Source organism: Pusillimonas sp. (assembly GCF_029263785.1).
Lineage (GTDB): Bacteria > Pseudomonadota > Gammaproteobacteria > Burkholderiales > Burkholderiaceae_B > Pusillimonas.
In genome coordinates this window covers 13,163-38,427 of record NZ_JAJUFE010000020.1, presented here as the reverse complement: position 1 = coordinate 38,427, position 25,265 = coordinate 13,163, and the positions used below count along the sequence as shown (strand labels likewise).

21 protein-coding genes, 1 rRNA gene and 1 other RNA gene are annotated in these 25,265 nt (G+C 58.2%); 20 read left to right on the top strand and 3 right to left on the bottom strand.

From position 1 onward, the window contains the following. Window positions 1-2: 2 nt before the first annotated feature. Together rrf and Q1J88_RS07210 are read left to right on the top strand one after the other, a co-directional pair. Window positions 3-115, top strand: a 5S ribosomal RNA gene (gene rrf, locus Q1J88_RS07215). A 623-nt stretch (window positions 116-738) separates the two neighbouring features. Further along, window positions 739-1,104 carry a hypothetical protein gene (locus tag Q1J88_RS07210; protein ID WP_301116922.1) on the top strand — a complete coding sequence of 122 codons (366 nt, stop codon included), beginning with the start codon at window positions 739-741 and terminating at the stop codon, window positions 1,102-1,104. A 95-nt stretch (window positions 1,105-1,199) separates the two neighbouring features. Here Q1J88_RS07210 and Q1J88_RS07205 read toward each other — a convergent pair whose 3' ends face one another. Then, window positions 1,200-1,472 carry an SWIB/MDM2 domain-containing protein gene (locus Q1J88_RS07205; RefSeq protein ID WP_301116921.1) on the bottom strand — a complete coding sequence of 91 codons (273 nt, stop codon included), beginning with the start codon at window positions 1,470-1,472 and terminating at the stop codon, window positions 1,200-1,202. Window positions 1,473-1,635: 163 nt separating this feature from the next. Here Q1J88_RS07205 and pyrC point away from each other — a divergent pair, with 163 nt between their 5' ends. Beyond that, the gene (gene pyrC, locus Q1J88_RS07200) at window positions 1,636-2,715 is read left to right on the top strand and encodes a dihydroorotase (protein WP_301116920.1); all 1,080 of its coding nucleotides are present in this window, start codon (window positions 1,636-1,638) and stop codon (window positions 2,713-2,715) included. Here the strand turns inward: pyrC and Q1J88_RS07195 are convergent. Continuing rightward, complete coding sequence (locus Q1J88_RS07195) at window positions 2,707-4,551, bottom strand: ATP-binding cassette domain-containing protein (RefSeq protein ID WP_301116919.1); 1,845 nt, start codon at window positions 4,549-4,551, stop codon at window positions 2,707-2,709. The genes pyrC and Q1J88_RS07195 overlap by 9 nt on opposite strands. 107 nt (window positions 4,552-4,658) lie before the next feature. On the opposite strand from Q1J88_RS07195, the gene rnpB reads away from it, so the two are divergent. From rnpB to lpxC, 16 genes are all read left to right on the top strand, one after another. Further along, window positions 4,659-5,067, top strand: an RNA gene (gene rnpB / locus Q1J88_RS07190) — RNase P RNA component class A. A gap of 258 nt (window positions 5,068-5,325) precedes the next feature. Next, the gene (mraZ, locus tag Q1J88_RS07185; RefSeq protein WP_301116924.1) at window positions 5,326-5,754 is read left to right on the top strand and encodes a division/cell wall cluster transcriptional repressor MraZ; all 429 of its coding nucleotides are present in this window, start codon (window positions 5,326-5,328) and stop codon (window positions 5,752-5,754) included. A gap of 7 nt (window positions 5,755-5,761) precedes the next feature. Further along, window positions 5,762-6,826 (top strand): 16S rRNA (cytosine(1402)-N(4))-methyltransferase RsmH, encoded by a 1,065-nt coding sequence (rsmH, locus tag Q1J88_RS07180; RefSeq protein ID WP_301116918.1) that lies wholly within the window; start codon window positions 5,762-5,764, stop codon window positions 6,824-6,826. Beyond that, complete coding sequence (gene ftsL / locus Q1J88_RS07175; RefSeq protein ID WP_301116917.1) at window positions 6,826-7,131, top strand: cell division protein FtsL; 306 nt, start codon at window positions 6,826-6,828, stop codon at window positions 7,129-7,131. The genes rsmH and ftsL overlap by 1 nt, the downstream gene beginning before the upstream one ends. Next, window positions 7,128-8,864 (top strand): penicillin-binding protein 2, encoded by a 1,737-nt coding sequence (locus Q1J88_RS07170; RefSeq protein WP_301116916.1) that lies wholly within the window; start codon window positions 7,128-7,130, stop codon window positions 8,862-8,864. The genes ftsL and Q1J88_RS07170 overlap by 4 nt, the downstream gene beginning before the upstream one ends. Further along, on the top strand, window positions 8,861-11,659 hold the full coding sequence (gene murF / locus Q1J88_RS07165) for a bifunctional UDP-N-acetylmuramoyl-L-alanyl-D-glutamate--2,6-diaminopimelate ligase MurE/UDP-N-acetylmuramoyl-tripeptide--D-alanyl-D-alanine ligase MurF (RefSeq protein ID WP_301116915.1): 2,799 nt from the start codon (window positions 8,861-8,863) through the stop codon (window positions 11,657-11,659). The genes Q1J88_RS07170 and murF overlap by 4 nt, the downstream gene beginning before the upstream one ends. Then, window positions 11,649-12,821 carry a phospho-N-acetylmuramoyl-pentapeptide-transferase gene (gene mraY, locus Q1J88_RS07160; RefSeq protein ID WP_301116914.1) on the top strand — a complete coding sequence of 391 codons (1,173 nt, stop codon included), beginning with the start codon at window positions 11,649-11,651 and terminating at the stop codon, window positions 12,819-12,821. Before murF ends, mraY begins: the two co-directional genes overlap by 11 nt. Further along, window positions 12,818-14,347: a UDP-N-acetylmuramoyl-L-alanine--D-glutamate ligase gene (gene murD, locus Q1J88_RS07155; RefSeq protein ID WP_301116913.1), complete on the top strand. Its 1,530-nt coding sequence runs from the start codon at window positions 12,818-12,820 to the stop codon at window positions 14,345-14,347. The genes mraY and murD overlap by 4 nt, the downstream gene beginning before the upstream one ends. After that, entirely contained in the window at window positions 14,344-15,537 is a 1,194-nt protein-coding gene (gene ftsW / locus Q1J88_RS07150; RefSeq protein WP_301116912.1) for a putative lipid II flippase FtsW, read from the top strand. The genes murD and ftsW overlap by 4 nt, the downstream gene beginning before the upstream one ends. After that, window positions 15,534-16,607, top strand: a complete 1,074-nt coding sequence (gene murG / locus Q1J88_RS07145) for an undecaprenyldiphospho-muramoylpentapeptide beta-N-acetylglucosaminyltransferase (protein ID WP_301116911.1) — start codon at window positions 15,534-15,536, stop codon at window positions 16,605-16,607. The genes ftsW and murG overlap by 4 nt, the downstream gene beginning before the upstream one ends. Then, window positions 16,604-18,010: a UDP-N-acetylmuramate--L-alanine ligase gene (gene murC / locus Q1J88_RS07140; protein WP_301116910.1), complete on the top strand. Its 1,407-nt coding sequence runs from the start codon at window positions 16,604-16,606 to the stop codon at window positions 18,008-18,010. The genes murG and murC overlap by 4 nt, the downstream gene beginning before the upstream one ends. Next, entirely contained in the window at window positions 18,007-18,978 is a 972-nt protein-coding gene (locus Q1J88_RS07135; protein WP_301116909.1) for a D-alanine--D-alanine ligase, read from the top strand. The genes murC and Q1J88_RS07135 overlap by 4 nt, the downstream gene beginning before the upstream one ends. Further along, on the top strand, window positions 18,975-19,766 hold the full coding sequence (locus Q1J88_RS07130) for a cell division protein FtsQ/DivIB (protein ID WP_301116907.1): 792 nt from the start codon (window positions 18,975-18,977) through the stop codon (window positions 19,764-19,766). The genes Q1J88_RS07135 and Q1J88_RS07130 overlap by 4 nt, the downstream gene beginning before the upstream one ends. Window positions 19,767-19,773: 7 nt before the next feature. Continuing rightward, window positions 19,774-21,000 (top strand): cell division protein FtsA, encoded by a 1,227-nt coding sequence (gene ftsA / locus Q1J88_RS07125; RefSeq protein ID WP_301116906.1) that lies wholly within the window; start codon window positions 19,774-19,776, stop codon window positions 20,998-21,000. 166 nt (window positions 21,001-21,166) lie between these two features. Then, window positions 21,167-22,336 carry a cell division protein FtsZ gene (ftsZ, locus tag Q1J88_RS07120; RefSeq protein WP_301116905.1) on the top strand — a complete coding sequence of 390 codons (1,170 nt, stop codon included), beginning with the start codon at window positions 21,167-21,169 and terminating at the stop codon, window positions 22,334-22,336. Between the two features lie 343 nt (window positions 22,337-22,679). Beyond that, on the top strand, window positions 22,680-23,603 hold the full coding sequence (lpxC, locus tag Q1J88_RS07115; protein ID WP_301116904.1) for a UDP-3-O-acyl-N-acetylglucosamine deacetylase: 924 nt from the start codon (window positions 22,680-22,682) through the stop codon (window positions 23,601-23,603). Window positions 23,604-23,704: 101 nt separating this feature from the next. Here lpxC and Q1J88_RS07110 read toward each other — a convergent pair whose 3' ends face one another. Next, window positions 23,705-24,187, bottom strand: a complete 483-nt coding sequence (locus tag Q1J88_RS07110; RefSeq protein ID WP_301116903.1) for a DciA family protein — start codon at window positions 24,185-24,187, stop codon at window positions 23,705-23,707. A 105-nt stretch (window positions 24,188-24,292) separates the two neighbouring features. Here Q1J88_RS07110 and Q1J88_RS07105 point away from each other — a divergent pair, with 105 nt between their 5' ends. Beyond that, a complete protein-coding gene (locus Q1J88_RS07105) occupies window positions 24,293-25,204 on the top strand; it encodes a M23 family metallopeptidase (RefSeq protein ID WP_301116902.1) in 912 nt (303 codons plus the stop codon). The last annotated feature ends 61 nt before the right edge of the window (window positions 25,205-25,265 follow it).

The following is a 25,265-nucleotide window of genomic DNA, read 5'->3' as shown; positions in this document are numbered from 1 at the left end:
CGCTTGACGACCATAGCAAGGTGGTCCCACGCCTTCCCATCCCGAACAGGATCGTGAAACGCCTTAGCGCCGATGATAGTTGGCATTCGCCTGTGAAAGTAGGTCATCGTCAGGCTCTTACACCTCAAAGCCCCTGCATCCACTGGATGCAGGGGCTTTGCCTTTTGGGCGCCAGTACCACGACCGTTCCCCCCTCTGTACACACACACGGCGCTTGACCGCCCGCCGGCACGCATACGCCGCACATGGGCCGACGCCCGTGCCGACGCCGGCGCGCCGGTACGCAAGTGGCTGTGGCGGGCGCTTGACGCCACGCCTTGGCCGGCCCTGGCAGGAAGCGATGAAAAACTAACGGGCGCAGGCGAATTACCTGGCCCCGGCATGCGCTGGCGGGCACGGATTCGGCACGGGTCAGCCCACCGTCATACACCAGGTGCCCATGCAATCAAATTCACTTGATTCCACCTTCAACCTGGCGGCTGAGCTGTCCTACTGGTCGCATCCGCCCCTCTCTGGACCTCGCTGCCTCGGGCACACCAAAATAGCCTGTCCAGATGAATATGAGAAGCTACGTGCGCGGACGCAACACCTTTTGTCCTTTGACCTTGCCGTAGGTCAACAACGCAACACCTTTTGTCTTCCGTCCTTGCCATAGGTCAACAACGCATCAGTGGTATATGGGTAAAATAGGCAATTCAAGAATATTTACATGAACGGTCTTAATGTTTCGGAGGGTCTATGACCGACGTCTTGCCGCCAGAGAATCCCAGTGGTCTTTCCATGCGTACGCTTACCCATGTGGTGTACGGCCTTTTCGCCCTGGGACTGATCAGCGCCGGCTTTCTCGGCCTGGCTACCATTGCGGCTGTGGTTGTGGCCTATCTGAAACGAGGTGATGCGGCGGGCACCATTTATGCCACGCACTTTGACTGGGTCATCAAGACTTTTTGGTGGGGCATGCTGTGGTGCGTACTCAGCGCCATTGCGACCTATATATTCATAGGCTGGATCACCGGCATGATCGCCCTGATCTGGATAATTTACCGAATCGTTCGCGGTTGGCTGGCCTTGTTCTCGGGTACGGCGCCTCAGCCTATTGACTGAAGGCGAACCGGTTGTCAAAGCCCCAAACAAAAACGCTGCCTCAGGGCAGCGTTTTTGTTTGGCCGGCAGCAGAGTCGCTGCCGGATTTCGAGTGCTTATTTAAGATGCCCGCTAACGAGTTTGGTCAGCTCGAACATGGAGACTTGATCCTTGCCGAACAAGGGACGGAGCTTGTCGTCGGCGTTGATGTTGCGGCGGTTGGCAGGATCCTGCAAATCATGTTTTTTAATGTATTCCCAGATTTTTTTGGTTACTTCGGTACGCGGGAGCGGCTCGGCACCGATGATGGCCGCCAGGGTTGGGCTGGGAGTCAGTGGCTTCATGAAGGCCGCATTGGGCTTGCGTGCGGTTTTTGCGGATGTTGCCATAGGGGAGTGCTCCAATAGGGGGTGAAAAAGTCGTTTCCCCGAGCATAACTTGAGTTGCGGCCAAAGACAAAGCGATTTGTGCCGAACGCTGAAAATTCGGCCAATGGGGTGTACCGATTGAAGGTAAGATGGTGATTTGCCGTTTTAGAAAGATTTTTGCGTTATGACCAGCACCGATACCACCGCCAGCCACACCTTTACTATTCGGCGTCCCGATGACTGGCACCTGCATTTGCGAGACGGGGTCATGCTCGAGGCAGTTGTAGCCGATTCTGCACGCCAGTTCGGTCGAGCGATCATCATGCCCAACCTGACACCTCCAGTGACGACTGCGGCTCAGGCCGAAGCCTACAAGCTCCGTATCGAAGCGGCACTGGCCAAGGCGGGTGTAGAAGAGGGTGCCTTTACGCCGCTCATGACCTTATACCTGACCGATAATACGCCGGCAGACGAAATTGCCCGGGCGGCCGACTCAGGCATTGTCCATGGAGTCAAGCTGTATCCGGCGGGGGCTACCACCAACTCGGACGCCGGCGTGACCGATTTGCTTGGAAAATGTGCAGGGGCGCTCGAGGCGATGCAGAAACTCGGAATGCCCTTACTGGTTCATGGCGAGGTAAACGACCCCACCGTGGACGTGTTCGATCGTGAGGCCGTGTTCATCGAGCGAGTCATGATTCCCTTGCGTCAGCGTTATCCCGAGCTGAAAGTCGTGTTCGAGCATCTCACCACACGGGACGGGGTGGAATACGTACGGCAGGCCGAAGGGCCCATCGCTGCCACCATTACGCCCCAGCATCTGCTATATAACCGCAACGCCTTGTTCGTGGGTGGAATCCGCCCGCACTGGTATTGTCTTCCGGTATTGAAAAGGGAAACCCATCGTCAAGCCCTGCTTGAAGCCGCTACCAGCGGAAACAAGCGTTTTTTTCTGGGTACTGACAGTGCACCGCACACACGCGGCAGCAAAGAGCAGTCCTGCGGCTGTGCGGGCTGTTACACCGCCTTCCACGCTATCGGGCTGTATGCCACGGCTTTTGAGACGGCGGGCCGCCTCGACGCTTTGGAGGCCTTTGCCAGCAAGAACGGCCCCGAGTTCTACGGGCTACCAATAAATGAAGGTACCTTGACCTTGCAGCGCTCGCCCACTCGCATACCCGACGAGGTCCCTGTTGGTGACACCACCATCGTGCCCCTCGCCGCAGGTGAAGAATTGCGCTGGCAAGTGGTTCAATCAGCCTGATTGCTTGCTTTCCAGTAACTCCCATCGCTCAAACAGCTTTGCCATGTCGTCTTCGAGCTGTTTGAGCTGCCGGTTGATCTCGTCGACTTTCTCGGGAGCCTCGCGATACAGGTCGCCACTGGCCAACTTTTCGGCCAGCTCTGCCTGACGCGTTTCCAGCGCCGCGATTGCATCCGGCATGCCTTCGAGCTCCTTCTGCTCCCACGAAGCCAAGCGTCCGGGGCGGTTTTGTCTTTTGCTCGCAGTCTGGGAGGCGCCATCTTTTGTGGTCTGAGTGGTGCGTGCAGCCTGGGCTCCGGCAGAGCGTGCTTCCGGGGCCTGACTTTCAGTAGTTTCGGAAGGTGCAGGACGTTGCGCGAGCCATTCGTCGTAGCCACCCACATATTCGCCCCAATGTCCGTTTCCTTCAAATGCAAGGGTCTGGGTGACGACGTTGTTTAGAAACTCCCGGTCGTGACTGACCAGCAGGACGGTTCCTTGATAGTCCTGCAGCAGGGATTCAAGCAGCTCGAGTGTTTCGATGTCCAGATCGTTGGTGGGCTCGTCCATGACAAGCACGTTTGTTGGCCGGGCGAACAGCCGCGCAAGAACGAGCCTTGCCCGTTCGCCGCCCGAGAGACTGCTGACCGGTGAACGGGCGCGGGCAGGCGGGAACAGGAAATCTTCGAGATAGCTCATGATGTGCTTGCGCTGATCACCGATTTCTACCCACTCGCTACCGGGGCTGATTGTGTCGGCTACGGTGGCGTTCTCGTCGAGCCGGGCACGCATCTGGTCAAAGTAGCCGACTGTCAGGTTCACGCCAAGGCGAACCTCGCCATGGTCCGGTTTCAGTTCGCCAAGAATTATCTTGAGCAAGGTCGTCTTGCCGGCCCCATTGGGGCCGATCAGGCCAATCCGATCCTGGCGCAGGATGGTGGTGCTCAGATCGCGGACGATGACGCGTTCTCCGAATGAGTGAGATACGCCAGTCAGTTCGGCAACAAGCTTGCCGGAACGTTTGCCTTCTGCAATAGCCAGGTTCACATTGCCAAGGCGCTCGCGACGGGCAGCTCGCTCGCGTCGCAGGGCCTCGAGGCGCCGAACGCGGCCTTCGTTACGGGTGCGGCGTGCCTCGATTCCCTTTCGGATCCAGACTTCTTCCTGCGCGAGTACCTTGTCGAACTTTGCGTTTTGTTGCGCTTCGGCCTGGAGCCATTCGGCCTTGCGCTGTTGCCAGGCGCTGAAATTGCCTGGAAAGCTGAACAACTTGCCACGATCCAGTTCCACAATGCGCGTGGTGACCACGTCGAGGAAACGGCGATCGTGGGTGATGAGAATGACTGCGCATTTGGCTGATAGCAATCGTTTCTCGAGCCAGTCGATGCCGGTGAAATCAAGGTGGTTGGTGGGTTCGTCCAGCAATAGCAGATCGGGCTCGTCGGTAAGGGCACGTGCCAGCGCTACGCGTTTGCGCGTGCCACCCGAAAGCCCGGCGATGGGCAACTCGCCGTCCAGACCCAATTCGTCCAGCATGGCCTGAACGCGCGCCGGGCGGGACCAGTCCTCAGTCTCGTTGATGTCGCCACAGATAGTGTCGAATATGGTGGAGTCTTCATCCAGTACAGGCTCTTGTTCGACAGTTGCGACGCGCAGACCTCCCAGGCGTTTGATTTCACCGTCGTCAGGAACGCTGCGCCCGTCCAGCAATTTCAATAACGAGGACTTGCCGGCGCCGTTGCGGCCGATCAGGCCTATTCGTTCGTCGGATTGTACGGTCAGGTCGGCATGATCCAGCAAAGGATGATGCCCGTAGGCCAGTTGCACGCCGATCAGAGTAATGAGGTTGACTGCCATGTATTTTTGCCAAACAGAAATTCAATGTGTGGTGGGTCTGCAAGCACTATTGTCGCAGGTCGCGCCCAGGTCGGTTTGCTGCGATGCGTCAGCTACAATATCAATGCAAGGCAGGCTGGGCAATCGCGGTATTTTTTGATATCGAGGAAGGTCCGGACTCCACAGGGCGGGATAGCGGCTAACAGCCGCCCGTTCGGTCCGGGCGCAAGTCCGGAACGAACGAGGAACAGGGCCACAGAGACGAGTCTGTCGCAAGGGCGCGATTGTTCGCGCACCCGTACGGCCATCTCCGTACGGCGCTACTTCTCGAAGTAGCGAAGCGGCAGGGTGAAACGCGGTAACCTCTATCCGGAGCAACATCAAATAGGCATGCGCGCTTGAAAAAGCTCGAAGGGCGGCCCGTCCGAGCATGCGGGTAGATGGCTAGAGCGTGCCAGCAATGGTTCGCCCAGAGGAATGATTGCCCGCCAGGCATTTCCTGGTGTACAGAATCCGGCCTACAGGTCTGCCTTGCACTTCTCTTTTATTCTTCAACCCATTCGTAAACAAAAGCAAAGCTTTCCCTCTGCACGAGCGGCAAATCCGAATAAAGCACTTTTACATCGCTCTGCAATCCATTGATTTCTTTGCTTTTTTTCTCGCCACCCTTTCTCCAAACCGTCTGTAAGTGCTTGTTGTCATTGAAAAAAATGCGATCAAGCGCTTGACCAAGCTCGTGCCATACCGTAGAGTGGGGAAAAGTAGGATTTTGTGCAAAAAAGTGGGGTAAAAAGGGTGTTCCAGGGAAGCAGTGCACTCACGCTTGATGCGAAGGGGAGGGTCTCGATACCCACCCGGCATCGTGACGCGCTGCGTTCGCAGGTCGAAGGGCGCTTGACGCTTACCCGGCACCCCGACGGCTGCCTGTTGCTGTATCCGCGCAATGTCTGGGAACAGAAGCGCGAGCAGATTGCCGCGTTTCCGGCATCGGCGCGGCCACTTCAGCGTCTCTTGCTCGGCAATGCCCAGGACGTCGATATGGACGGCTCGGGGCGCATCCTGATTGCGCCGGAATTACGCCAGGCCGCGGGATTGACGCGTGAAGTCATGCTTTTGGGAATGGGGGGGCACTTCGAAATCTGGGATGCGGCCGAGTGGGCGCGTTCAGAAGCCGAGGCGCTTGCAGAGGGCATGATGGACGCCCTGGATAATTTTTCGTTCTGACGCACCAATGGAGTTCACGCACAGACCCGTGTTGCTCGAGCCCACGGTCAACGCCCTCGTTGATCCCGGCTTTGAGGCCAAGGCGCGTGTGTTTGAACTGAGTAGCGAGGTTCGAAACCCTGACGGTGTTTACATCGACGGTACGTTTGGTCGCGGCGGCCACAGCCGGCTGTTGCTGTCACGGCTCGGGCCGGGCGCCAGGCTGGTGGTGTTTGACAAGGATCCGCTCGCCATTCAGGCGGCTCACGAGTTGCGGTCTCAGGATCCACGGGTCGAGGTAATACATGGAGGCTTTGCTTCCATGTTTGAGGAAATGCAGGCCCGAGGCCTGACACAAGTAGACGGCATCATGCTTGATCTGGGAGTGTCCTCTCCGCAGATCGATGATGCCGAACGAGGTTTTTCGTTCATGCGCGAAGGGCCACTGGACATGCGCATGGATACGAGCCGCGGGATGACCGCCGCTCAATGGCTTGCAGAAGCCGATGTTGATGAAATTAGGGAGGTCATAGCGAAATATGGCGAAGAACGGTTTGCTTTCCAGATTGCAAAGGCGATTGTTGGTCGCCGCGAATCCCGGCCGCTGCGCACAACGCTCGACCTCGCCGAGCTCGTCGCCAGTGTCGTCCGCACGCGCGAAAAGGGTCAACATCCGGCCACCCGCAGCTTTCAGGCTTTACGGATTCACATCAATCAAGAGCTCGAAGAACTCGCGCGCGCCCTCGCGGCAGCTCTAAGGCTCTTGGCACCCGGAGGGCGTTTGGCGGTGATCAGCTTCCATTCTCTCGAAGATCGCATGGTCAAGCAGTGCATCGCCGCTGCTCGCCGACGCAGCGAGGCACAGTCCCGCCTGCCGATTTTTGAGAAGGACATGCCGCGTCCGATATTGGAGCCGCTCGGGAAGGTCTTGCCCACTGCCGTAGAAGCCAAAGAAAACCCTCGCGCCCGGTCGGCGGTGCTGCGCGTAGCGCAACGCAGCGACGAGCCTCTGCCCGACGACGCTGACTCATTTGTCAATGCAATCCGCCTGGTGCCCCAGAAAAGCTCGCGCGCGGCACGGAGGAAGAAGTAATGGGTCGCCTCAGCATCCTCTTCGCTGCGCTATTGATGCTTTCCGCGATATCTTTGGTGACCGCGCGATATCAGTCGCGTCAACTTTTCATGGAGTCCGAACGCCAGGCCGCCTATGCTCGCGAGCTTGATACCGAATGGCGCCGACTTCAACTGGAGCGTGCCGAACTTGCACGCAATGCCCGCATTGATGAGATCGCGCGAAGCGATCTGCAAATGCGACCCACCTCACCTGACCGCACGCTCTACCTGAAGGGTGACTTCGCTCCTGTGCCCCCAAGCGTCGCCAATGGAGGGCAGCCATGAAGCGGGTTCGCTTTTATGACAGCCCGGTGCTTGATATCCAGATGCCGCTATGGCGCGCGCGTCTGGTGCTTATCCTTTTGATGCTGGGGTTCGGTGCAGTGATTGTCAAGGCGCTGTACTTGCAGGGGATGTCCAAGGATTTTCTTCAGCAGCAGGGAGAACGCCGTTACGAACGCACCCTTGTGCTGCCCGCTACGCGGGGCAAGATATTTGACCGCAGCGGAGAGGTAGTGCTGGCTTCCAGCGTACCCGCCCGGGCAATTTGGGCCATTCCCGAGGATGCTCAGCGCGCCTCCGACGAAGAGCTTGGCAAGCTTGCGGCTCTGCTTGATATGAAACTCTCGGATGTTCGCGCGCGAATCGCCGACGGTGAGAAGAATTTCGTTTATGTCAAACGGCAGGTATCGGTTGAGCTGGCGGACAAGATCAAGGCGCTCAAAGTGCCGGGCATACATCAGCAGGCCGAGATGCGGCGTTTCTACCCCGAAGGCGGAATGACCGCTCACGTCCTCGGCTTTACCAATATCGAGGACAAAGGGCTTGAAGGCGTCGAGCTGACATTTGACCGGGAGCTTTCAGGGACGCCCGGTAGCAGAAGGGTCATCCGGGATCGGCTCGGGCGCGTGGTGGAAGATGTTCAGGCGGTTGTGCCGCCCGTCGATGGACAGGATCTGCGTCTTTCGATCGACGCCGGGCTGCAGTTCGATACCTATTCGGCACTCAAGAAGGGCATGGAAGAGCACAATGCTCGAGCGGCTGCCGGCATCGTGCTGGACATAAAGACCGGCGAGGTCCTGGCTCTGGTCAACTTGCCCACCTACGATCCGAATAATCGGGACGATCGCAAGGGCGACCCTTTGCGCAATCGCGCCATTACCGACACGTTCGAACCAGGCTCCATCATGAAGCCGTTTACTGTGGCGCTTGCGCTAGGCCTTGGAAAAATCACCACTGACACAAAATTCGATACCGGCAACGGACGCTATCGCTATCAGGGCTCGGTCATCTCGGATGTGAGCCGAAACGGCGTCCTGGATGCTGCAGGCATATTGCGGCGTTCAAGCAATATCGGCATGACGATGATTTCCGAGCGGCTTACCTCGCAGGAGATGTGGACGAAGTTTACCGAGCTGGGTTTTGGCCGCGCACCGCAGGCGAATTTCCCGGGCGTGGCATCCGGAAAGCTGCGTCCGTGGGAGCGTTGGCGTCCTATCGAACGTGCGACAATGGCTTATGGCTACGGCCTGTCTGCCTCGCTCTTGCAGATTGCCCATGCATTTACCGTGTTCGCTCGAGACGGAGACATGGTGTCGCTGACACTGCTCAAGCGCGAGGGGCGTCCCACTTCCGTTCAGGTGTTCAAACCCGAAGTCGCGGCGGTGGTGCGATCCATGCTTGAAGCCGCAGCCGGGCCCGATGGCGCAAAACTCGCTCAGGTTCAGGGTTACCGTGTCGCCGGAAAAAGCGGAACCGCTCGCAAGATCGTCAACGGCAAGTACAGCACATCCAAGTACCGCAGCTCCTTCGTCGGTTTTGCACCGGTTTCCGATCCGCGCATAGTCGTGGCAGTGTCCATTGATGAGCCACAGGGTGGCGCGTACTACGGTGGCCGAGTCGCTGCCCCAGTTTTTTCCAATATTGTGGCAAGCAGCTTGAGGCGCATGGGCGTACAGCCCGATGCCCCGTTTGAGTCATTGGTGGCAGTGGGTGCTCACGGGGAGAAGCAAGAATGAATATCGATCAAATAATCCAGTGGATTGCTGCACGCGCATCGCGTTCGGCTCATCTTTGCCTTGATTCGCGCCAGATCCAGAGCGGTGACGTGTTCTTCGCTTGCCCTGGCCTGGCTTCCGATGGCCGCTCTTATATTGCCCAAGCGCTGGAAAGTGGTGCCGCGGCCGTTCTGGTCGAAGCCGACGCGGTAAATGACGAGGTCGCAAACGCTGATCCCAATGTTTTGCTGGTTGAAGGCCTGACTCAAATTCTGGGCCTGATCGCGCATGAATGGTATGGAAAGCCGTCCGAAACGCTGACGGTGGTGGCGATAACCGGCACCAACGGCAAGACGTCCTCAGTGCAGTGGTTGGCCGCCGCTCTGAATGGCGCAGACGAGCCGTGCGGCACGGTAGGCACATTGGGCGTGACATTGCCCGACGGAACAAACCTGGGTGGCGCCTTGACGACCCCGGATGTGATTACGGTTCATCGCAGTCTGGCGGCCATCCGCGATGCGGGAGCAACCGTCGCTGCCATTGAGGCATCGTCCATCGGGCTCGATCAGGGCAGGCTTGCTGCAGTCAATATCCGGATTGCCGGCTTTACTAACCTGACCCACGATCACCTCGATTACCACTCCACCTTCGACCAGTACAAGGCGGCCAAGTTTTCGCTGTTCAACCGGCCAGGCCTGCAGTCTGCTGTCGTGAACATCGACGATCCGGCAGGCCGCGAGCTTGTCTCTCTGATCCGGGATATTGATCTGGATACATACTCGCTTGACCAGAACGCCGGCGCAACCGTTCAGGCCGGAGATGTCCATACAGGTACATATGGCTTGGTGTTCAACCTGTCGATGGGTGAACGGACGGCCCAGCTTGTCACGCGTCTGGTCGGACTGCATAACGTTTCCAATCTGTTGCTGATTGCCGGAGTACTGGGGCAGTTGGGATGGTCCACGACCCGGATCGCCCGGGCCCTGTCAGCCTTGCGATCTGTGGGGGGGAGACTTCAGGTTGTCGAGGCCATCGACTCGGGCGGTACCGGTTCGGGCGGTGAGCCTATGGTTATCGTGGATTACGCTCACACGCCCGATGCGCTGAGCCGGGCGTTGGAGGCACTACGTGAAACCGCCACAGCTCGGGCGGGGCGTTTGATCTGTGTGTTTGGCTGCGGTGGTGATCGCGACAAAGCCAAGCGTCCGCGCATGGGGCAAATTGCCGGCAGACTCGCCGACAAGGTCATTCTGACCAACGATAATCCCCGGTCCGAAGATCCGTTGGTCATTCTCGATGACATTCTTCAAGGGATGAGCGTACGTCCAGAAGTCGAACCCGATCGTGCTGCCGCCATCCTGCGTGCGATCTGGCAGGCAGAGCCAAATGACGTCGTTCTCCTTGCGGGCAAGGGACATGAAACCTATCAGGAAATTGCCGGGCAGCGTCACCCGTTTGACGACCGGGAGTGGTCCACCCTGGCTTTGACCTGGCGCCGTGGCGCTGCAATCAGCACGGATTCGCGCCGTATTCAGCCCGGGCAGATTTTCCTGGCGCTGGTGGGCGAGCGCTTCGATGGCCATGATTATCTTGCTCAGGTGCAGCAGGCCGGTGCCCTGGCGGCGATCGTGGCGCGGCGAAACTCCCAGATCACTCTGCGGCAATTCGAACTAGGCGACACCGGTACGGTGTTGAGGCTGCTGGGCTCTGAGTGGCGCCGAAGCTTTGATATCCCGACCATTGCTGTCACGGGAAGTAACGGCAAGACCACAACCAAGGAAATGATCGCTTCGATACTGCGCGCGTGGCTTGGAGAGTCCGGGGCGTTATGGACACGGGGCAATCTGAATAACGAGCTGGGTGTACCGCTGACACTGCTCGAACTCAAGGCCACGCACCGGGCTGCTGTTCTTGAGCTGGGCATGAATCATCCCGGCGAGATCGCGATGCTTGCCGATTTGGCGCAACCTACAGTCGCTCTGGTAAATAACGCGCAACGTGAGCATCAGGAGTTCATGCACACGGTTGAAGCCGTTGCCCGAGAGAACGGAAGCGTACTTGGCGCATTGCCAGAAGACGGAGTGGCAGTGTTTCCCGCTGACGACGTCTACACATCGCTTTGGCGCGAGCTGGCTCAGGATCGTCGCGTCCTGACATTTGGTCTTGACCGCGGCGCTGATGTTCGGGCCGACGACATACACGCCGAGCCGACGCGCACCGGGTTCCGGCTGGACACTCCAGAGGGTTCGGTACTGATCAATCTGAAAGCGCCAGGCCTGCACAATTTGCGCAACGCGCTGGCCGCCGCCACTTGTTCAATCGCCGCCGGGGCTCCCTTGACTGCCATAGCGGCAGGGCTTCAGTCGTTTGATCCGGTATCAGGACGCATGCAACCTACGCCGCTGCCGGGTGGACTTCAGCTGATCGACGATACGTATAATGCGAACCCCGATTCTGTGCGTGCAGCCATCGATGTGCTGTCGCAGCTGTCGGGCAGAAAAGTCCTTGTCCTGGGCGACATGGCCGAAGTGGGTGATCAGGGCCCCGCCATGCATGCAGAAGTCGGAGCCTATGCCCGGCAGAAAGGCGTTGACAACCTTTTGACTTTCGGACCAGCGGCTCGCCAATGCGCCGAGGCGTTCGGTGAGCACGCCGAATCTTTTGATGACATCGATGCGTTGCTGCAGCGTCTGGTCGCTTTGGCACCCGCCAATATTCTCGTAAAAGGCTCCCGCAGTACACGTATGGAAAGAGTAGTTCAAGGATTTAAACAACAACTCCAGGCGGTTGCCGAAGGAGATCACAATGTTGCTTGAACTCGCCCGCTGGTTATCCGATTCGCATATACGGGCTTTCGGAGTCTTCGAATACATTACGTTTCGCGCCGTGCTTGCCTGCGGTACGGCCTTGCTGATCGGCCTGGTCGCAGGCCCCTGGGTCATACGCAAGCTGACCGAACTGAAGATCGGTCAGGCTGTGCGGGGTTATGGTCCGGAATCGCATCTGCAAAAAAATGGCACTCCCACAATGGGCGGCGCCTTGATCCTTATCGCCATCGCGGTCAGTACCTTGCTTTGGGCCGACTGGACCAACCGTTTCGTGTGGGTGGTGCTGCTGGTCACTTTCGGGTTTGGATGGATCGGTTGGGCTGACGACTACAAGAAAGTCGTCAATCGCGATCCAGAGGGCATGTCGGCGCGGCGCAAGTTCTTCTGGCAGGCGCTCATCGGGCTCGTTGCCGCCGTTTATCTGGCTTTCGCCGTGTCGGCCCCTGCAAATGCCGAGCTGTGGCCGCTTTTCCGTGACTGGGTCTTGAGCGGCTTTTCCTTGCCCCTGCCGACACGTGCCGACCTGATCGTGCCTTTCTTCAAGAGCATCAGCTATCCGCTTGGCGTCATAGGCTTTGTTGCCCTGACGTGGTTTGTGATTGTCGGTACCAGCAACGCGGTGAATCTGACGGATGGTCTTGACGGCCTGGCCATCATGCCGACAGTAATGATCGGAAGTGCCCTGGGCATCTTTGCCTATGTGGTGGGTCGGGTCGATTACTCGAAATACCTGCTGTTTCCCTATATTCCCGGCGCGTCCGAGGTAATGGTGTTGTGTGCCGCCATTGCCGGGGCAGGCCTGGCCTTCTTGTGGTTCAACGCATATCCCGCCCAGGTTTTCATGGGTGATGTGGGCGCGCTGGCTCTGGGAGGTGCACTGGGCACCATCGCGGTGATCGTCAGGCAAGAGATCGTGCTTTTCATCATGGGCGGGGTGTTTGTGGTCGAGACCCTGTCAGTGATGGTACAGGTCGCGTATTTCAAATATACGAAACGACGATATGGAGAGGGCAGGCGAATTTTGCGTATGGCACCGCTGCATCATCATTTTGAAGTAGGCGGATGGAAAGAGACACAAGTCGTGGTTCGCTTCTGGATCATCACGATGATTCTCGTACTGGTCGGACTGGCAACACTCAAACTTAGATGAGCGATTTTTCATTTTCCTCGATCCGAACTGATGCCCGAACCCTGATCCTGGGTTTGGGGCAGACCGGTGTCGCCGCAGCCAGGTGGTGCGCACGACACGGCGCGCCGTTGCGTGTGCTGGACACGCGCAAGCAGCCCGGCGGGTTGGAGGAACTGCAACGCAATCTTCAGGACGCTGACGTTGAGTACTTCCTGGGCTCCGAATATTTTGGTCCGGAAGCCTTGCGGGATGTGTGCTGCATTGTGATCAGCCCAGGCCTGTCTCCGAGCCAGGAGCCGGTGGCCGCTCTGATTGAACTGGCTGCTCAGGGCGGCATTGAAGTCATTGGCGAGATAGAGCTTTTCGCGCGTGCCCTCAAGGATCTTGCCCAGCAAGACTACACGCCCAAGCTCCTGGCCGTAACCGGCACCAATGGAAAAACTACCGTAGTTTCGATGGCGCGGCACATGGCGATCGCCACTGGCTTCACTGCCCGCGCGGCCGGGAATATCGGTCCGGCGGCCCTGGCTGCATTGCTTGATGCATGCGACAGGCAGGAGCTGCCCGATGTATGGGTGCTTGAGCTGTCCAGTTTTCAGCTGGAATCTACTCTTAGTCTCAAGCCTGATGCAGCAGTCGTGTTGAACCTGAGTCAGGACCACCTTGACTGGCACGGATCCATGGAGGCGTATGCCGCGGCCAAGGCACGACTCTTGGGCATGGCAAGTGTGGCCATAGTCAATCGCGATGATCCGGGCGTGCTGGCCATGGTCGAAGACCTCCAGATGCCCAAGGTGCGAAGTTTTGGATCGGGCACTCCCAAATGGGACGGAGACCTTGGTCTGGACGGCAGCGAAGGTCTGGATTGGCTCGCCCACAGCGAAGCCGACGAACAAGACACCCCCACGCCCGGCGGACGTCGAAAGAAAGATGCTGCCCCACCGCGGCGAGCTGAAGGCAGGCTTGGCCGGCTGATGCCGGTAGATGCGCTGCGGGTGCGAGGCCTGCACAACGCGCTCAACGCGATGGCCGCACTGTGCCTGATGCGCAGCCTTGGTGCGGGATGGGCGGGATTGCTGCACGCTTTGCGAGACTACGCCGGCGAACCGAACCGTGTCGAGTTCGTTCGCAGCATTGGCGCAGTGGACTTTATCAACGACAGCAAGGGTACGAACATTGGTGCGACATTGGCGGCGCTTCAGGGATTGGGCCAGCCCGTCGTGCTCATTGCCGGCGGTCTCGGAAAGGGGCAAGACTTCTCGCCGCTCGCCGCGGCGGCAAAAGAATATGCCCGTGCGGTTGTGCTGATCGGTCAGGACGCCGACGAAATTGCGCAGGCATTGCGCGATACCCAGGTGCCAATGCAACGTGCAGCGTCGATGGACGATGCTGTCGCTCAAGGTTTTGCCTTGGCCAAACCGGGGGATGCGGTCCTGTTGTCGCCGGCGTGTGCCAGCCTGGACATGTTCCGCGATTATGTTCACCGGGGCCAGGCGTTTGTCGATGCCGTCCAGTCCTTGGCACTGGATAACGGGGAGGTCGCATGAGTCTTTTTGCCGAACTGACCTCCAGCGTGAACGCGGTCCGTCCAGGGCGTACCGCCATGCCCAGTTTCGACTTTGCGGTCATCATTGCGACGGCGGCGCTGGTACTGTTCGGTCTGCTGATGGTTTATTCAGCCTCCATTGCACTTGCCGACGGACCGCGATACGCAAGCTATGGCCGATTTTATTTTGTCATGCGCCATGGACTCTTCATTTTGCTGGGTGTATTGGCCCTGGGAGTTGCCCTGAGCATTCCAATGCGTGTATGGCAAAAGGCAGCAGTGCCGCTCTTTCTGATTTGCATGCTGTTGCTGGTTATCGTCCTGATTCCAGGCATTGGCCGTGAAGTCAATGGTGCGCGCCGCTGGTTGCCTCTGGGTATCGTCAACTTCCAGCCGTCCGAGCTCATGAAAGTGGCCATGCTGTTGTTTGCGGCCGAGTACACAGTGCGCAAGCAAGAGCACATGCAGAACTTCATGCGTGGCTTCATGCCAATGGCTTGCGCGTTGGCCGCGGTGGGCATGGTCGTTCTGGCAGAGCCGGATCTGGGCGCTTTCATGGTCATTGTCGCTATTGCCGTCGGGATACTTTTCATTGGTGGTATCAACGGCAAACTCTTTTCAAGCTTGCTGGCTGTTCTGATAGGCAGCTTTCTGTTGTTGATCTGGTTGTCCCCATGGCGCAGAGAAAGGCTCTTTGCCTACCTCGATCCCTGGAACCCGGACAATGCCTATGGCAGTGCCTATCAGTTATCACACTCGCTGATTGCCCTGGGCCGCGGAGAATGGTTCGGCGTAGGACTGGGAGCCAGCGTCGAGAAACTTCACTATCTGCCCGAAGCACATACGGATTTCATCGTCGCCGTAATAGGCGAGGAACTTGGCTTCGTGGGTGTGGCCAGTCTAATTCTTGTCTTTGCCTTCCTGGTCTGGCGGGCCTTCGATATTGGCCGTCAGGCCGTCGCCATGGAGCGGATTTTCAACGGTCTCGTTGCGCAGGGTGTGGCCCTGTGGTTCGGAATCCAGACGTTCATCAACATAGGAGTGTGCGTCGGGCTGCTGCCCACGAAAGGGCTTACCTTGCCTCTGGTCAGCTATGGCGGCACGGGCGTGGTGATGAATCTGGTCGCGGTCGGGCTGCTGCTGAGGGTCGACTACGAAAATCGCAACATGATGAGGGGTAAACGCACATGAGCGCGCGAACCATCCTGATCATGGCAGGGGGAACCGGCGGGCATATCATGCCTGGCCTGGCTGTGGCGCACGAAATGCGCAAACGCGGCTGGAACGTCGTGTGGCTGGGCAACCCCGAGCGGATGGAAGGGCAGATAGTACCCCGGCACGACATCCCGCTCGAAGCTCTCCATTTTTCGGGAGTTCGTGGGAAAGGGCTTGCAGCACTGCTGAAATTGCCCTTTGGCCTTGCCACGGCTTGTCGTCAAGCGCGAAAGGTACTTGCCGGGGTGCGACCCGATGTCGTTCTGGGCATGGGTGGCTACGTTGCAGTGCCTGGCGGCCTCATGGCGAGGCTGGCAGGCATTCCGATTGTGGTGCATGAGCAGAACGCCATCGCTGGTACAGCCAATCGCATGTTGGCGCGAATGGCTCGAAAGGTACTCACCGGATTTCCGGGCGCGTTGCCCGGTGCTCTGATGGTGGGCAATCCCGTTCGCCAGGAAGTGCTGGCACTACCCCCTGCGTCCGAACGGTACGCGCGCCGCCAGGGTTCGCTTCGTTTGTTGGTAGTAGGCGGGAGCCTCGGGGCCCATGTGCTCAACGAAGTCGTGCCGGCGGCTTTGGCCATGTTGCCCGTCGACGCACGCCCCGTTGTTGTGCATCAGGCGGGGGCCCAGCATATCGACAGCGTCAAGCAACGCTATCAGAACGCGGGGGTGAGGGCGGAATGCCATGCATTCATTGATGATATGGCGGCGCAGCTGGGTGAAGCAGATTTGTTGCTGTGTCGTGCCGGAGCCATGACGGTAGCCGAGGTGGCCGCCGCCGGCGTCGCTGCGTTGTTTATTCCTCTGCCACATGCCATCGACGACCATCAGACTGCCAATGCGCGCTACCTCAGTGACTGCAATGGTGCCTGGATGCAGAAGCAATCCGATTTCACGCCCGAATGGCTGGCCGGCTGGCTAAGGGAACGCAGTCGGGAGGAGCTGGCCCGTTACGCCGGGCACGCGCATGAGCATGCCAGCCTGAATGCGGCTCAACAGATAGCAGACGCCTGCGAGAATGTGGCAGGGAGAGCTGAATGAAACACAGAATACAAAGCATCCATTTTGTTGGCATTGGCGGCTCGGGCATGAGCGGTATTGCCGAAGTCCTGCTGAACCTCGGCTACGCCATCAGCGGTTCAGACATGCAGGAGTCCAGCGTGACACGCCGGCTCGAACAACTTGGAGCGAAGGTCAGTATTGGCCATGATGCGGCCAATGTGCAAGGTGTAGGCGCCATCGTCACATCGACAGCCGTATCAGCGGATAATCCAGAGGTACTGGCCGCCCGTGCCGCGCGTATCCCTGTTGTGCCTCGTGCCCTGATGCTTGCCGAGCTGATGCGACTGAAGCGTGGAATCGCGGTAGCAGGCACGCACGGCAAGACGACCACCACAAGTCTTGTCGCCAGCGTGCTGGCCGGAGGAGGCCTCGATCCGACATTCGTCATTGGCGGACGCCTGACATCGGCCGGCGCCAACGCACGTCTGGGTCAGGGTGAATACATTGTGGTGGAAGCCGACGAATCCGACGCATCTTTCCTGAACCTGTTGCCCGTCATGGCCATCATCACAAACATTGATGTTGACCATATGGACACCTATGGTCATGACGTCGCGCGACTTAAAAGCGCATTCATCGAGTTTACGCAGCGGCTTCCTTTCTACGGCAGCGCGGTAGTGTGCAGCGATGACGCCAACGTTCGTGAAATCATCCCCTTGATTTCACGGCCGGTCACAACCTATGGCTTCAACGACGAGGCTTTGGTGCGCGCGGTAAATGTTCGGCCGGACGGAACCGCCATGGCGTTTGACGTAGAGCGTCGCAGTGTGTCCGGCCCTCTTCCAACTCTGTCGGTTCGTCTGAGCTTGCCCGGCAAGCATAACGTTCTCAATGCCCTGGCTGCTATCGCAGTGGCGACTGAGTTGGGTGTAAGCGATCAGGCCATCGCGGAAGCACTTGAAACTTTTCATGGCGTCGGACGCCGTTTCACACTGGTCGGAGACTTTCCGGTGTCGGAAGCCAGAGGGGGCGGAAGTTTCACCCTGGTCGACGACTACGGTCATCACCCTGTCGAGATGGCGGCCACTCTTGAGGCCGCCCGCGGAGCATGGCCGGATCGGCGGATTGTCCTGGCGTTCCAGCCGCATCGCTATACGCGTACTCGTGACTGTTTTGAAGATTTCGTGCACGTTCTGAGCCAGGCAGATGCCGTCTTGCTGACCGATGTGTATCCTGCCGGCGAGGCGCCCCTGGTGGCTGCAGATGGCCGCGCCCTGGCTCGCGCTATCCGGGTGGCTGGAAAAGTAGAGCCGGTCTTCATCGAGGATGTCGCCGACCTGGCAGAAACGATCATGAATTTTGTTGTAGACGGCGACGTGGTCGTCGTCATGGGCGCCGGCAGCATCAGCCGGGTTCCCGCCCGGATTGGAGAGTTGGTATGAACAGCCGGTTTGGCCGTGTTGGAGTCCTGTATGGTGGACAGTCCGCCGAGCGGGACGTGTCGTTGATGTCAGGACGTGGTGTCCACGAGGCCCTTTGTCGTGCAGGCGTTGACGCCCACTTGTTCGACACTGGCACCCATACGCTCATCGACCTGGTCAACGCTGGTTTTGACCGAGTGTTTATTGCCTTGCACGGTCGATATGGCGAGGACGGAACCCTTCAGGGAATGCTTGAACTCATGAAGCTGCCTTACACAGGTAGCGGGCCCATGGCATCCAGCTTGTCTATGGACAAGGTGATGACAAAAAAAGTGTGGCTGCACGAGGGGCTGCCGACCCCGGACTACATGGTGCTGCTTGGTGAGCAGCACCTTGACGAGGCTGTAGATCGACTCGGTGTGCCGTTGATAGTCAAGCCGCCGCACGAAGGTTCGACCATGGGCGTCACCAAGGTGACGGACAGGGGCCAGATGACGCAGGCCTACCGTTTGGCGGCACGCTTCGATGCGGCTGTGATGGCAGAGCAATTCATCGAAGGGCGGGAACTTACTGTTCCCTTATTGGGCGGACCGCGCGGCGCTCGCGCGTTGCCCATCGTTGAAATAGTGGCTCCGGGCGGTAATTACGACTACGAGCACAAGTATCTGTCCGATGAAACTCAATATGTTTGCCCGGCTGCCCTGGACAAGGATCTTACCGAACACATTCAGCGGCTTGCCGAACGATCGTACGAGGTGCTGGGCTGTGAAGGGTGGGGGCGAGTCGACCTCATGCTCGATGCCGGCGGACAGCCCTGGTTGCTCGAAATGAACACCTCGCCGGGCATGACCAGTCATTCCCTCGTGCCTATGGGAGCCAAGGCTGATGGCATGAGCTACGAAGATCTGTGCCTGGCGATTCTCGAGACGGCCTCGTGCAAGGTAGCAGCCGGAGATACGAATTTGGTTAATGGAGGTGCGCAATCGTGATCAACGATGCTCGCATCATCAACTTCGTTGCAAACTCGCTGACTCTGTTGGCGGTGTTGGCGATGTTGCTGGGCGTCGTCGTCTGGTTGATCCAGCGTCCCTACTTTTCAATTGCGCAAATCCGAATTGCTCCCATGCAGGCAGACACCTTGCACTATGTATCGCCCGCCAGCGTGCGTGCGACCATTGCCGGCCGGGTTGCGGGCAATTTTTTCACCATTGACCTCGATGAAACCCGCCAGTTGCTTGAAACCGTTCCCTGGGTCCGGCACGCTCGCGTTCGTCGTGTGTGGCCCAACAGCCTGGACGTTCAACTCGAAGAGCAACAGCCGCTGGCGTTGTGGAATGAAGATCAGATGATCAATACCTGGGGCGAAGCCTTTAGCGCGAATCAGGGTGAGTTGCCCGACGACGCACGCTTGCCGAGATTCCATGGGCCTGCAAATTCCGAGCGCCTTGTGGTTCAGCGTTATGCGGAGCTGGCTCGCTGGTTTGCGCCGCTGAATGTCAGTGTCAGCGAAATCACGCTTAGTCCACGGTATGCCTGGTCTGTCGAGTTGTCTGGCGGGGTTCGGCTCAGCCTGGGCCGGGATCCGGCTGCGGATGTTGCTGATCCGCATGGACGCTCGGGCGCTTTGTCTTTTGCCACCCGCATTCAACGCTTCGTTCAGGCCTGGCCAGTGCTGGCTCAGCGACTCGACGGCCGGACGCTGCAGAGTGCCGATTTACGTTATGCCAACGGATTCGCCATTACCCTGGCACCCGTTCCCTCTTCTTCTACCAAATAGAAAAGCTATGACCCGTGACATCAAGGACCTGATCGTTGCACTCGATATCGGCACCAGCAAGGTGGTTGCCGTTGTGGCGGAGATCCTGCCGGAGGGGCGTTTTGAAGTAATAGGCCTGGGGCAGCATGAATCCCAGGGCATGCGCAAGGGGGTGGTTGTCAATATCGAGTCGACAGTCAATTCCATCCAGCGCGCCCTGGAAGAAGCCGAATTGATGGCCGACTGCAAGATCCGCGAGGTCTACACCGGAATTGCCGGCAGCCACATCACCAGCTTCAATTCCAGTGGCATGGTGGCGGTCAAGGATAAAGAAGTTACCCCAACGGATGTGGCGCGTGTCATTGAAACCGCCAAGGCAGTCAACATTCCTACCGATCAGCAGGTGCTTCATGTGCTGACGCAGGAGTTCATTGTTGATTCGCAGGAAGATATCCGGGAACCAATCGGCATGAGCGGGCTTCGACTTGAAGTCAGGGTCCATATCGTGACGGGGGCGGTCAGCGCTGCTCAAAACATTGTCAAGTGCGTCCGTCGCTGCGGACTCGAAGTCCAGGATCTTATCCTCCAGCCGCTCGCATCAAGCATGTCCTGCCTGACGTCCGACGAAAAGGAGTTGGGAGTGGTGCTGGTGGATATCGGCGGTGGAACCACCGATATCGCCATATATACGGGTGGTGCCATTCGCCACACGGCGGTTGTCCCTATCGCGGGCGACCAGGTCACCAGCGATATCGCGGCCATGCTGCGCACACCAACGCCTGATGCCGAAGAAATCAAGTTGCGGCATGGCATTGCCAAGCAGGTCCTGGCAACGGCCGAGGAATATATCGAGGTTCCCGGTCTTGGCGACCGACCTAACCGGCAGGTCAAGCGCCAAGCCCTGGGTGCGGTCATTGAACCGCGAATCGAAGAGCTTTTTACCTTTGTTCAACAGATCGTGCGTGAATCGGGCTACGAAGATCTGCTTTCGTCGGGCGTCGTACTGACCGGCGGTACCTCGCTGATGCCCGGCATCGTAGAGCTGGCTGAAGATGTATTTCTGAAGCCGGTGCGCGTGGCGGTGCCCAGCTACGAAGGAAGCCTCGCCGATGTAATGCGCAACCCCCGGTTCTCGACAGTCATGGGTCTGTTGTCCGAGGCACGACTTCAACGGGCGCGTGGCAAGAAGGTCGCTCAGCAAACCGGCAGCTTCAAGACATTGCTGGCCCGGATGAAGGAGTGGTTCATGAATTAAGGACGGGATAAGTCCTTAAGGGGCGGACGCGAAGCAGTTCGTCCTCTGGAGGCGCTTCAAGCTTGGTGCGAGCCGAAAGGGTTGGCATTCTGTTTGAGACGACTCCGAAAAGTTGTTTGGGGAGTTTTTTAAATTTTTGCTTTTTTGGAATGTGAGGGAGTCAACCATGATGAATTTTGAAATGCTCGACAACAATGCCAGTGGCACCGTCATAAAGGTGGTCGGTGTCGGCGGAGCCGGCGGAAATGCGGTAGCGCACATGATCCGTTCCGGCATAAACGGAGTGGATTTCATTTGCGCCAATACCGATGCACAGGCATTGGCTACCAGCGAAGCACCCATTCAGATCAAGCTGGGTCGTACCGGGCTGGGCGCTGGTGCCAAGCCGGAACAGGGAAGGGCGGCTGCTGAAACGGCACGCGAAGAGATTCGCGCTGCGCTCAATGGCGCCCATATGGTGTTCATTACCGCCGGTATGGGCGGTGGCACGGGCACAGGTGCCGGTCCGGTAGTGGCTGAAGTCGCCAAAGAGCTCGGCATCCTCACCGTTGGTGTCGTCACCAAGCCCTTCCTGTTCGAAGGGGCCAAGCGGATGAAGATGGCAGAGGAAGGCATTGCTGAATTGTCCAAGCATGTGCATTCACTTATCGTCGTGCTCAACGAAAACCTGTACGACCTGATGGATGAGGACGCTACGCAGGAGGACTGCTTCAAGGCTGCCGACGATGTATTGCATAACGCTTGCGCCGGCATCGCCGAGATCATCAACGTCGAGGGTAACGTCAACGTTGACTTCGAGGACGTCAAGACAATCATGGGTGAGCAAGGCCAGGCCATGATGGGTACTTCGATCGCCTCCGGTCCTGATCGTGCCCGCGTGGCAGCCGAGCAAGCCATCGCTTGCCCGCTGCTCGAAGGCGTCGATCTGCATGGCGCCCGCGGCATGCTGGTCAACATCACTGCCAGCCGTACACTCAAGATGCGCGAGACTCGCGAAATCATGGATACGATCCGTAGTTACGCTGCTGAAGATGCGACAGTCATCTTCGGTACGGCCTATGACGAATCCATGGGCGAAAACCTGCGCGTCACGGTTGTCGCTACCGGTCTGGGCTCAAAGACGGCTCGTCCCCAACTGGTATCTGACCGTAGTGAAGCTCTGCGTACCGGTACGGACGACCTGCCCATTTCGCATGTTGCCGACTTCGCCAATTCGGAAGTTCCGGCGGTTATCCGCAATCCGCGTGGACAAGCATCTGCTCAGGTGCGCGCGCTAGAAACTGCAGGCATGGACCACTTTGATATTCCGGCTTTCTTGCGTAAACAGGCAGACTGAGGGTCAAAGGGAACAAATAGAGCAAAAATGACTCTCACATTTATGTAGTGCAGCCGTTACAACTGCGAACGGGCGCCATCGCCGCTGCCGGCTCTCTCCCCGGCCGGCTGCAGCGGTGCGCCCGTGTTTGTTGTTTACGTGTCTAACTTGGGAGATAGCTTCTACCTATTGGTGCGATGCAAAAAAACATGCGCGCCGTAGTGGATTGAAGTTACAATATGGTGTTATCACTTATTGCGAAGGCTGAAGTGCCGCGATTTGCTTCAGGCGGGATAAACCTTCGCGCATAGCCTGCCTGTTCGGCCCGCGTGGCCGGCCATTCCGTTTCCACTTTTAGAGTTTTATGCTTCGTCAACGCACAATACAAAAGGCCATCAGTACGAAAGGCGTGGGTCTGCACTCCGGACGGCGCGTCGAGATCACGTTGCGTCCGGCCGAGCCCAACACCGGTATTGTGTTCCATCGCGTTGACCTGCCCGAAATCGTGGATCTGCCTGCGCAGGCACTGGGCGTCAGCGACACGCGCATGGCTTCCGTGCTGCAAAAAGGGAATGTGCGCGTCTCCACAGTCGAGCATCTGATGTCGGCACTGGCTGGTCTGGGTATCGACAATCTGCATGTCGACCTGACAGCAGAAGAAGTTCCCATCATGGATGGCAGCGCGGGTACGTTCGTCTATTTACTGCGTTCCGCCGGCCTGCAAGAGCAATCGGCACCCAAGCAATTCCTTAAGGTTCTCAAAACTGTGGAGGTCAGCGAGGGTGAGGGCGATAATCTCAAGTGGGCTCGTCTGGAGCCCTACGACGGGTTTGCGCTGTCGTTTGCCATCGATTTCCGGCATCCGGCCATCGATTCCACGGCAAATTTTGCCGAAGTCGATTTCGCGAAAGACTCTTACGTCAAGACGGTGGCGCGTGCCCGCACCTTTGGTTTCGTCAGTGAAGTAGAAGCATTGCGTGCGGCGGGTCTTGCTCGCGGCGGCAGCCTTGATAACGCTATTGTCATGGACGAGTATCGTGTGTTGAACTCAGATGGCCTTCGTTATGAAGACGAGTTCGTGAAGCACAAAATACTCGACGCCATCGGTGATCTCTATCTTATCGGCAAGCCCTTGGTAGCACGATACGTTGCGTGCAAATCGGGGCACGGTCTGAATAACCAGCTTGCTCGCGCATTGTTGGCTCAACAAGATGCCTGGGAACTGGTTACCTACGAAGCAACGGCCAAGCCGGCCCGCGCTTTTGTTAACGAATGGAAATTCGCCTGACGACCTGCTGCACATTTGTAGCGGGTTAGTGTCTGTAGCGCTGTCACACTACCGTCTGCGCCGTACTTGTCGCAGAACGGCATGCTTACTGTACAGCTTGCTCATGTTTGCCCGTGGCGAGCTATCAGTCTGGCAACCGCGTCGGCCAACGGCCCGGGCCGCAGGTTCTCTTGCAAACTGCGGAACGCTTCAAGCCCCTTATTGTCCAACGGAATGCTTTGCTTGGGCAGAGGCTTTTTCATCCGGCTTTGTAACAGGCTCGCTTGTACCTTGACCTGTATTTCGTTAAGGTTCCATCCGCTGCGCGCAAGCTGTGCGACCGTGCGCGGAGCGAGTTGTCGCAGGCGCGCTGCGTACGCAGCGCTTGGAACTGCGACCGTCAGACGTTGATCTTCCAGTCGTGCAACCTGGCACGCCTCGGCCAGGCTGGATGGCAATATTGTCTTCATGGCCCGCTCAAGCGCCAGCAGGTTTCGTGCCATCGTCAGGACATTGGCACCGAGTCGGTCAGTGCCGAGCCACTCAATGGCGGTGTCGGCAATGCGATCTGCAGTACGACGCGGATGGCCGGAAGCACGGTTCATGAATAGTAAGGATGTATGGTGAGAGTAGTATTGACGAAAGGGCGTGCGTCTGATTCTAACTCCAAAGGAATCAGGGCGCCGATAGCAGCGCTGATAGGTTTGGTCTTGCTGGGGTCGTCTGCGGCTGCGGGGGCCTGGATTCATTCACATTTCAAGGAAGGTGCGAGCCTTGATGTTCCCGCCCTTGATTTGTACAGTGCGCGGGTTGTGGGTCATAGTCAGGACAAAAGCGAACAGGTCGAGGTGCTGGCAGCCAAGCTGGGCGACCTTCAGGCAAAGATCATCGAGATCGAAGGTCTGAGCCGTCGAGTGGCGGAAATTGCCGGTGTCCCCTACACCGATCCCGAAATTCAGGCCGGGCTTGAACAGGCTGCCCCCCCGATCATGGACTACATCGGCGACTCGGAGCCTGCACCTCTCAAGCGCAAGATGTCTTTCAAGGCCGAACCTGCGCTTGACGATGAAGTGGACTCTCTTCGCGACATCGCATCGCGCCAAAAGGACTGGTATCGGATGATGGACCTTGCCTTGACACGCCGTGCCGGTGTCGAAGCCAGCCTTCCCAGTCTCATGCCTGTCAATTATCCCTATCTGAGTTCCTCGTTTGGCTGGCGTCGCCATCCCATTTCACGGCGTCATGTCATGCATGAGGGCCTGGACTTTGCGGCGCCTCGGGGAACCCCCATATATGCTGCGTCCGGTGGCGTGGTTACCGTGGCGGGATATCGGTCGGGATATGGCAAGATGGTCGAAATAAATCACGGCGGCGACCTTGTCACACGCTATGCGCATGCATCCAAAGTCAAGGTCAAGGTAGGGGATATTGTCTCTCGCGGCCAGGAGATCGCTGCGGTGGGATCTACCGGCCATTCCACAGGGCCTCATCTGCATTTTGAAGTACGCATGGCGGGCCATGCATTGGACCCCGTACTATTTCTGGAAAAGCCCAAAGCTGATCCCACCTTATTGACCGACGCCACTGAGCATCTTGACGCCGTTGTATCAAAGGTGCGTTAAACTGTTTCGTTTTCTGCGGGTTCTCCCGCCAACCTTAGAGGCAAGCGATTGCCGGCAGATT

What these genes read in the sequence shown, in the direction of transcription:
- Q1J88_RS07210 (WP_301116922.1), top strand. Translation starts at nt 739, where the DNA reads ATGACCGACGTCTTGCCGCCAGAGAATCCCAGTGGTCTTTCCATGCGT.
- pyrC (WP_301116920.1), top strand. Translation starts at nt 1,636, where the DNA reads ATGACCAGCACCGATACCACCGCCAGCCACACCTTTACTATTCGGCGT.
- murG (WP_301116911.1), top strand. Translation starts at nt 15,534, where the DNA reads ATGAGCGCGCGAACCATCCTGATCATGGCAGGGGGAACCGGCGGGCAT.
- mraY (WP_301116914.1), top strand. Translation starts at nt 11,649, where the DNA reads ATGTTGCTTGAACTCGCCCGCTGGTTATCCGATTCGCATATACGGGCT.
- ftsL (WP_301116917.1), top strand. Translation starts at nt 6,826, where the DNA reads ATGGGTCGCCTCAGCATCCTCTTCGCTGCGCTATTGATGCTTTCCGCG.
- Q1J88_RS07170 (WP_301116916.1), top strand. Translation starts at nt 7,128, where the DNA reads ATGAAGCGGGTTCGCTTTTATGACAGCCCGGTGCTTGATATCCAGATG.
- murD (WP_301116913.1), top strand. Translation starts at nt 12,818, where the DNA reads ATGAGCGATTTTTCATTTTCCTCGATCCGAACTGATGCCCGAACCCTG.
- ftsZ (WP_301116905.1), top strand. Translation starts at nt 21,167, where the DNA reads ATGATGAATTTTGAAATGCTCGACAACAATGCCAGTGGCACCGTCATA.
- rsmH (WP_301116918.1), top strand. Translation starts at nt 5,762, where the DNA reads ATGGAGTTCACGCACAGACCCGTGTTGCTCGAGCCCACGGTCAACGCC.
- murF (WP_301116915.1), top strand. Translation starts at nt 8,861, where the DNA reads ATGAATATCGATCAAATAATCCAGTGGATTGCTGCACGCGCATCGCGT.
- lpxC (WP_301116904.1), top strand. Translation starts at nt 22,680, where the DNA reads ATGCTTCGTCAACGCACAATACAAAAGGCCATCAGTACGAAAGGCGTG.
- Q1J88_RS07135 (WP_301116909.1), top strand. Translation starts at nt 18,007, where the DNA reads ATGAACAGCCGGTTTGGCCGTGTTGGAGTCCTGTATGGTGGACAGTCC.
- Q1J88_RS07195 (WP_301116919.1), bottom strand. Translation starts at nt 4,551, where the DNA reads ATGGCAGTCAACCTCATTACTCTGATCGGCGTGCAACTGGCCTACGGG.
- ftsW (WP_301116912.1), top strand. Translation starts at nt 14,344, where the DNA reads ATGAGTCTTTTTGCCGAACTGACCTCCAGCGTGAACGCGGTCCGTCCA.
- Q1J88_RS07110 (WP_301116903.1), bottom strand. Translation starts at nt 24,187, where the DNA reads ATGAACCGTGCTTCCGGCCATCCGCGTCGTACTGCAGATCGCATTGCC.
- Q1J88_RS07205 (WP_301116921.1), bottom strand. Translation starts at nt 1,472, where the DNA reads ATGGCAACATCCGCAAAAACCGCACGCAAGCCCAATGCGGCCTTCATG.
- ftsA (WP_301116906.1), top strand. Translation starts at nt 19,774, where the DNA reads ATGACCCGTGACATCAAGGACCTGATCGTTGCACTCGATATCGGCACC.
- murC (WP_301116910.1), top strand. Translation starts at nt 16,604, where the DNA reads ATGAAACACAGAATACAAAGCATCCATTTTGTTGGCATTGGCGGCTCG.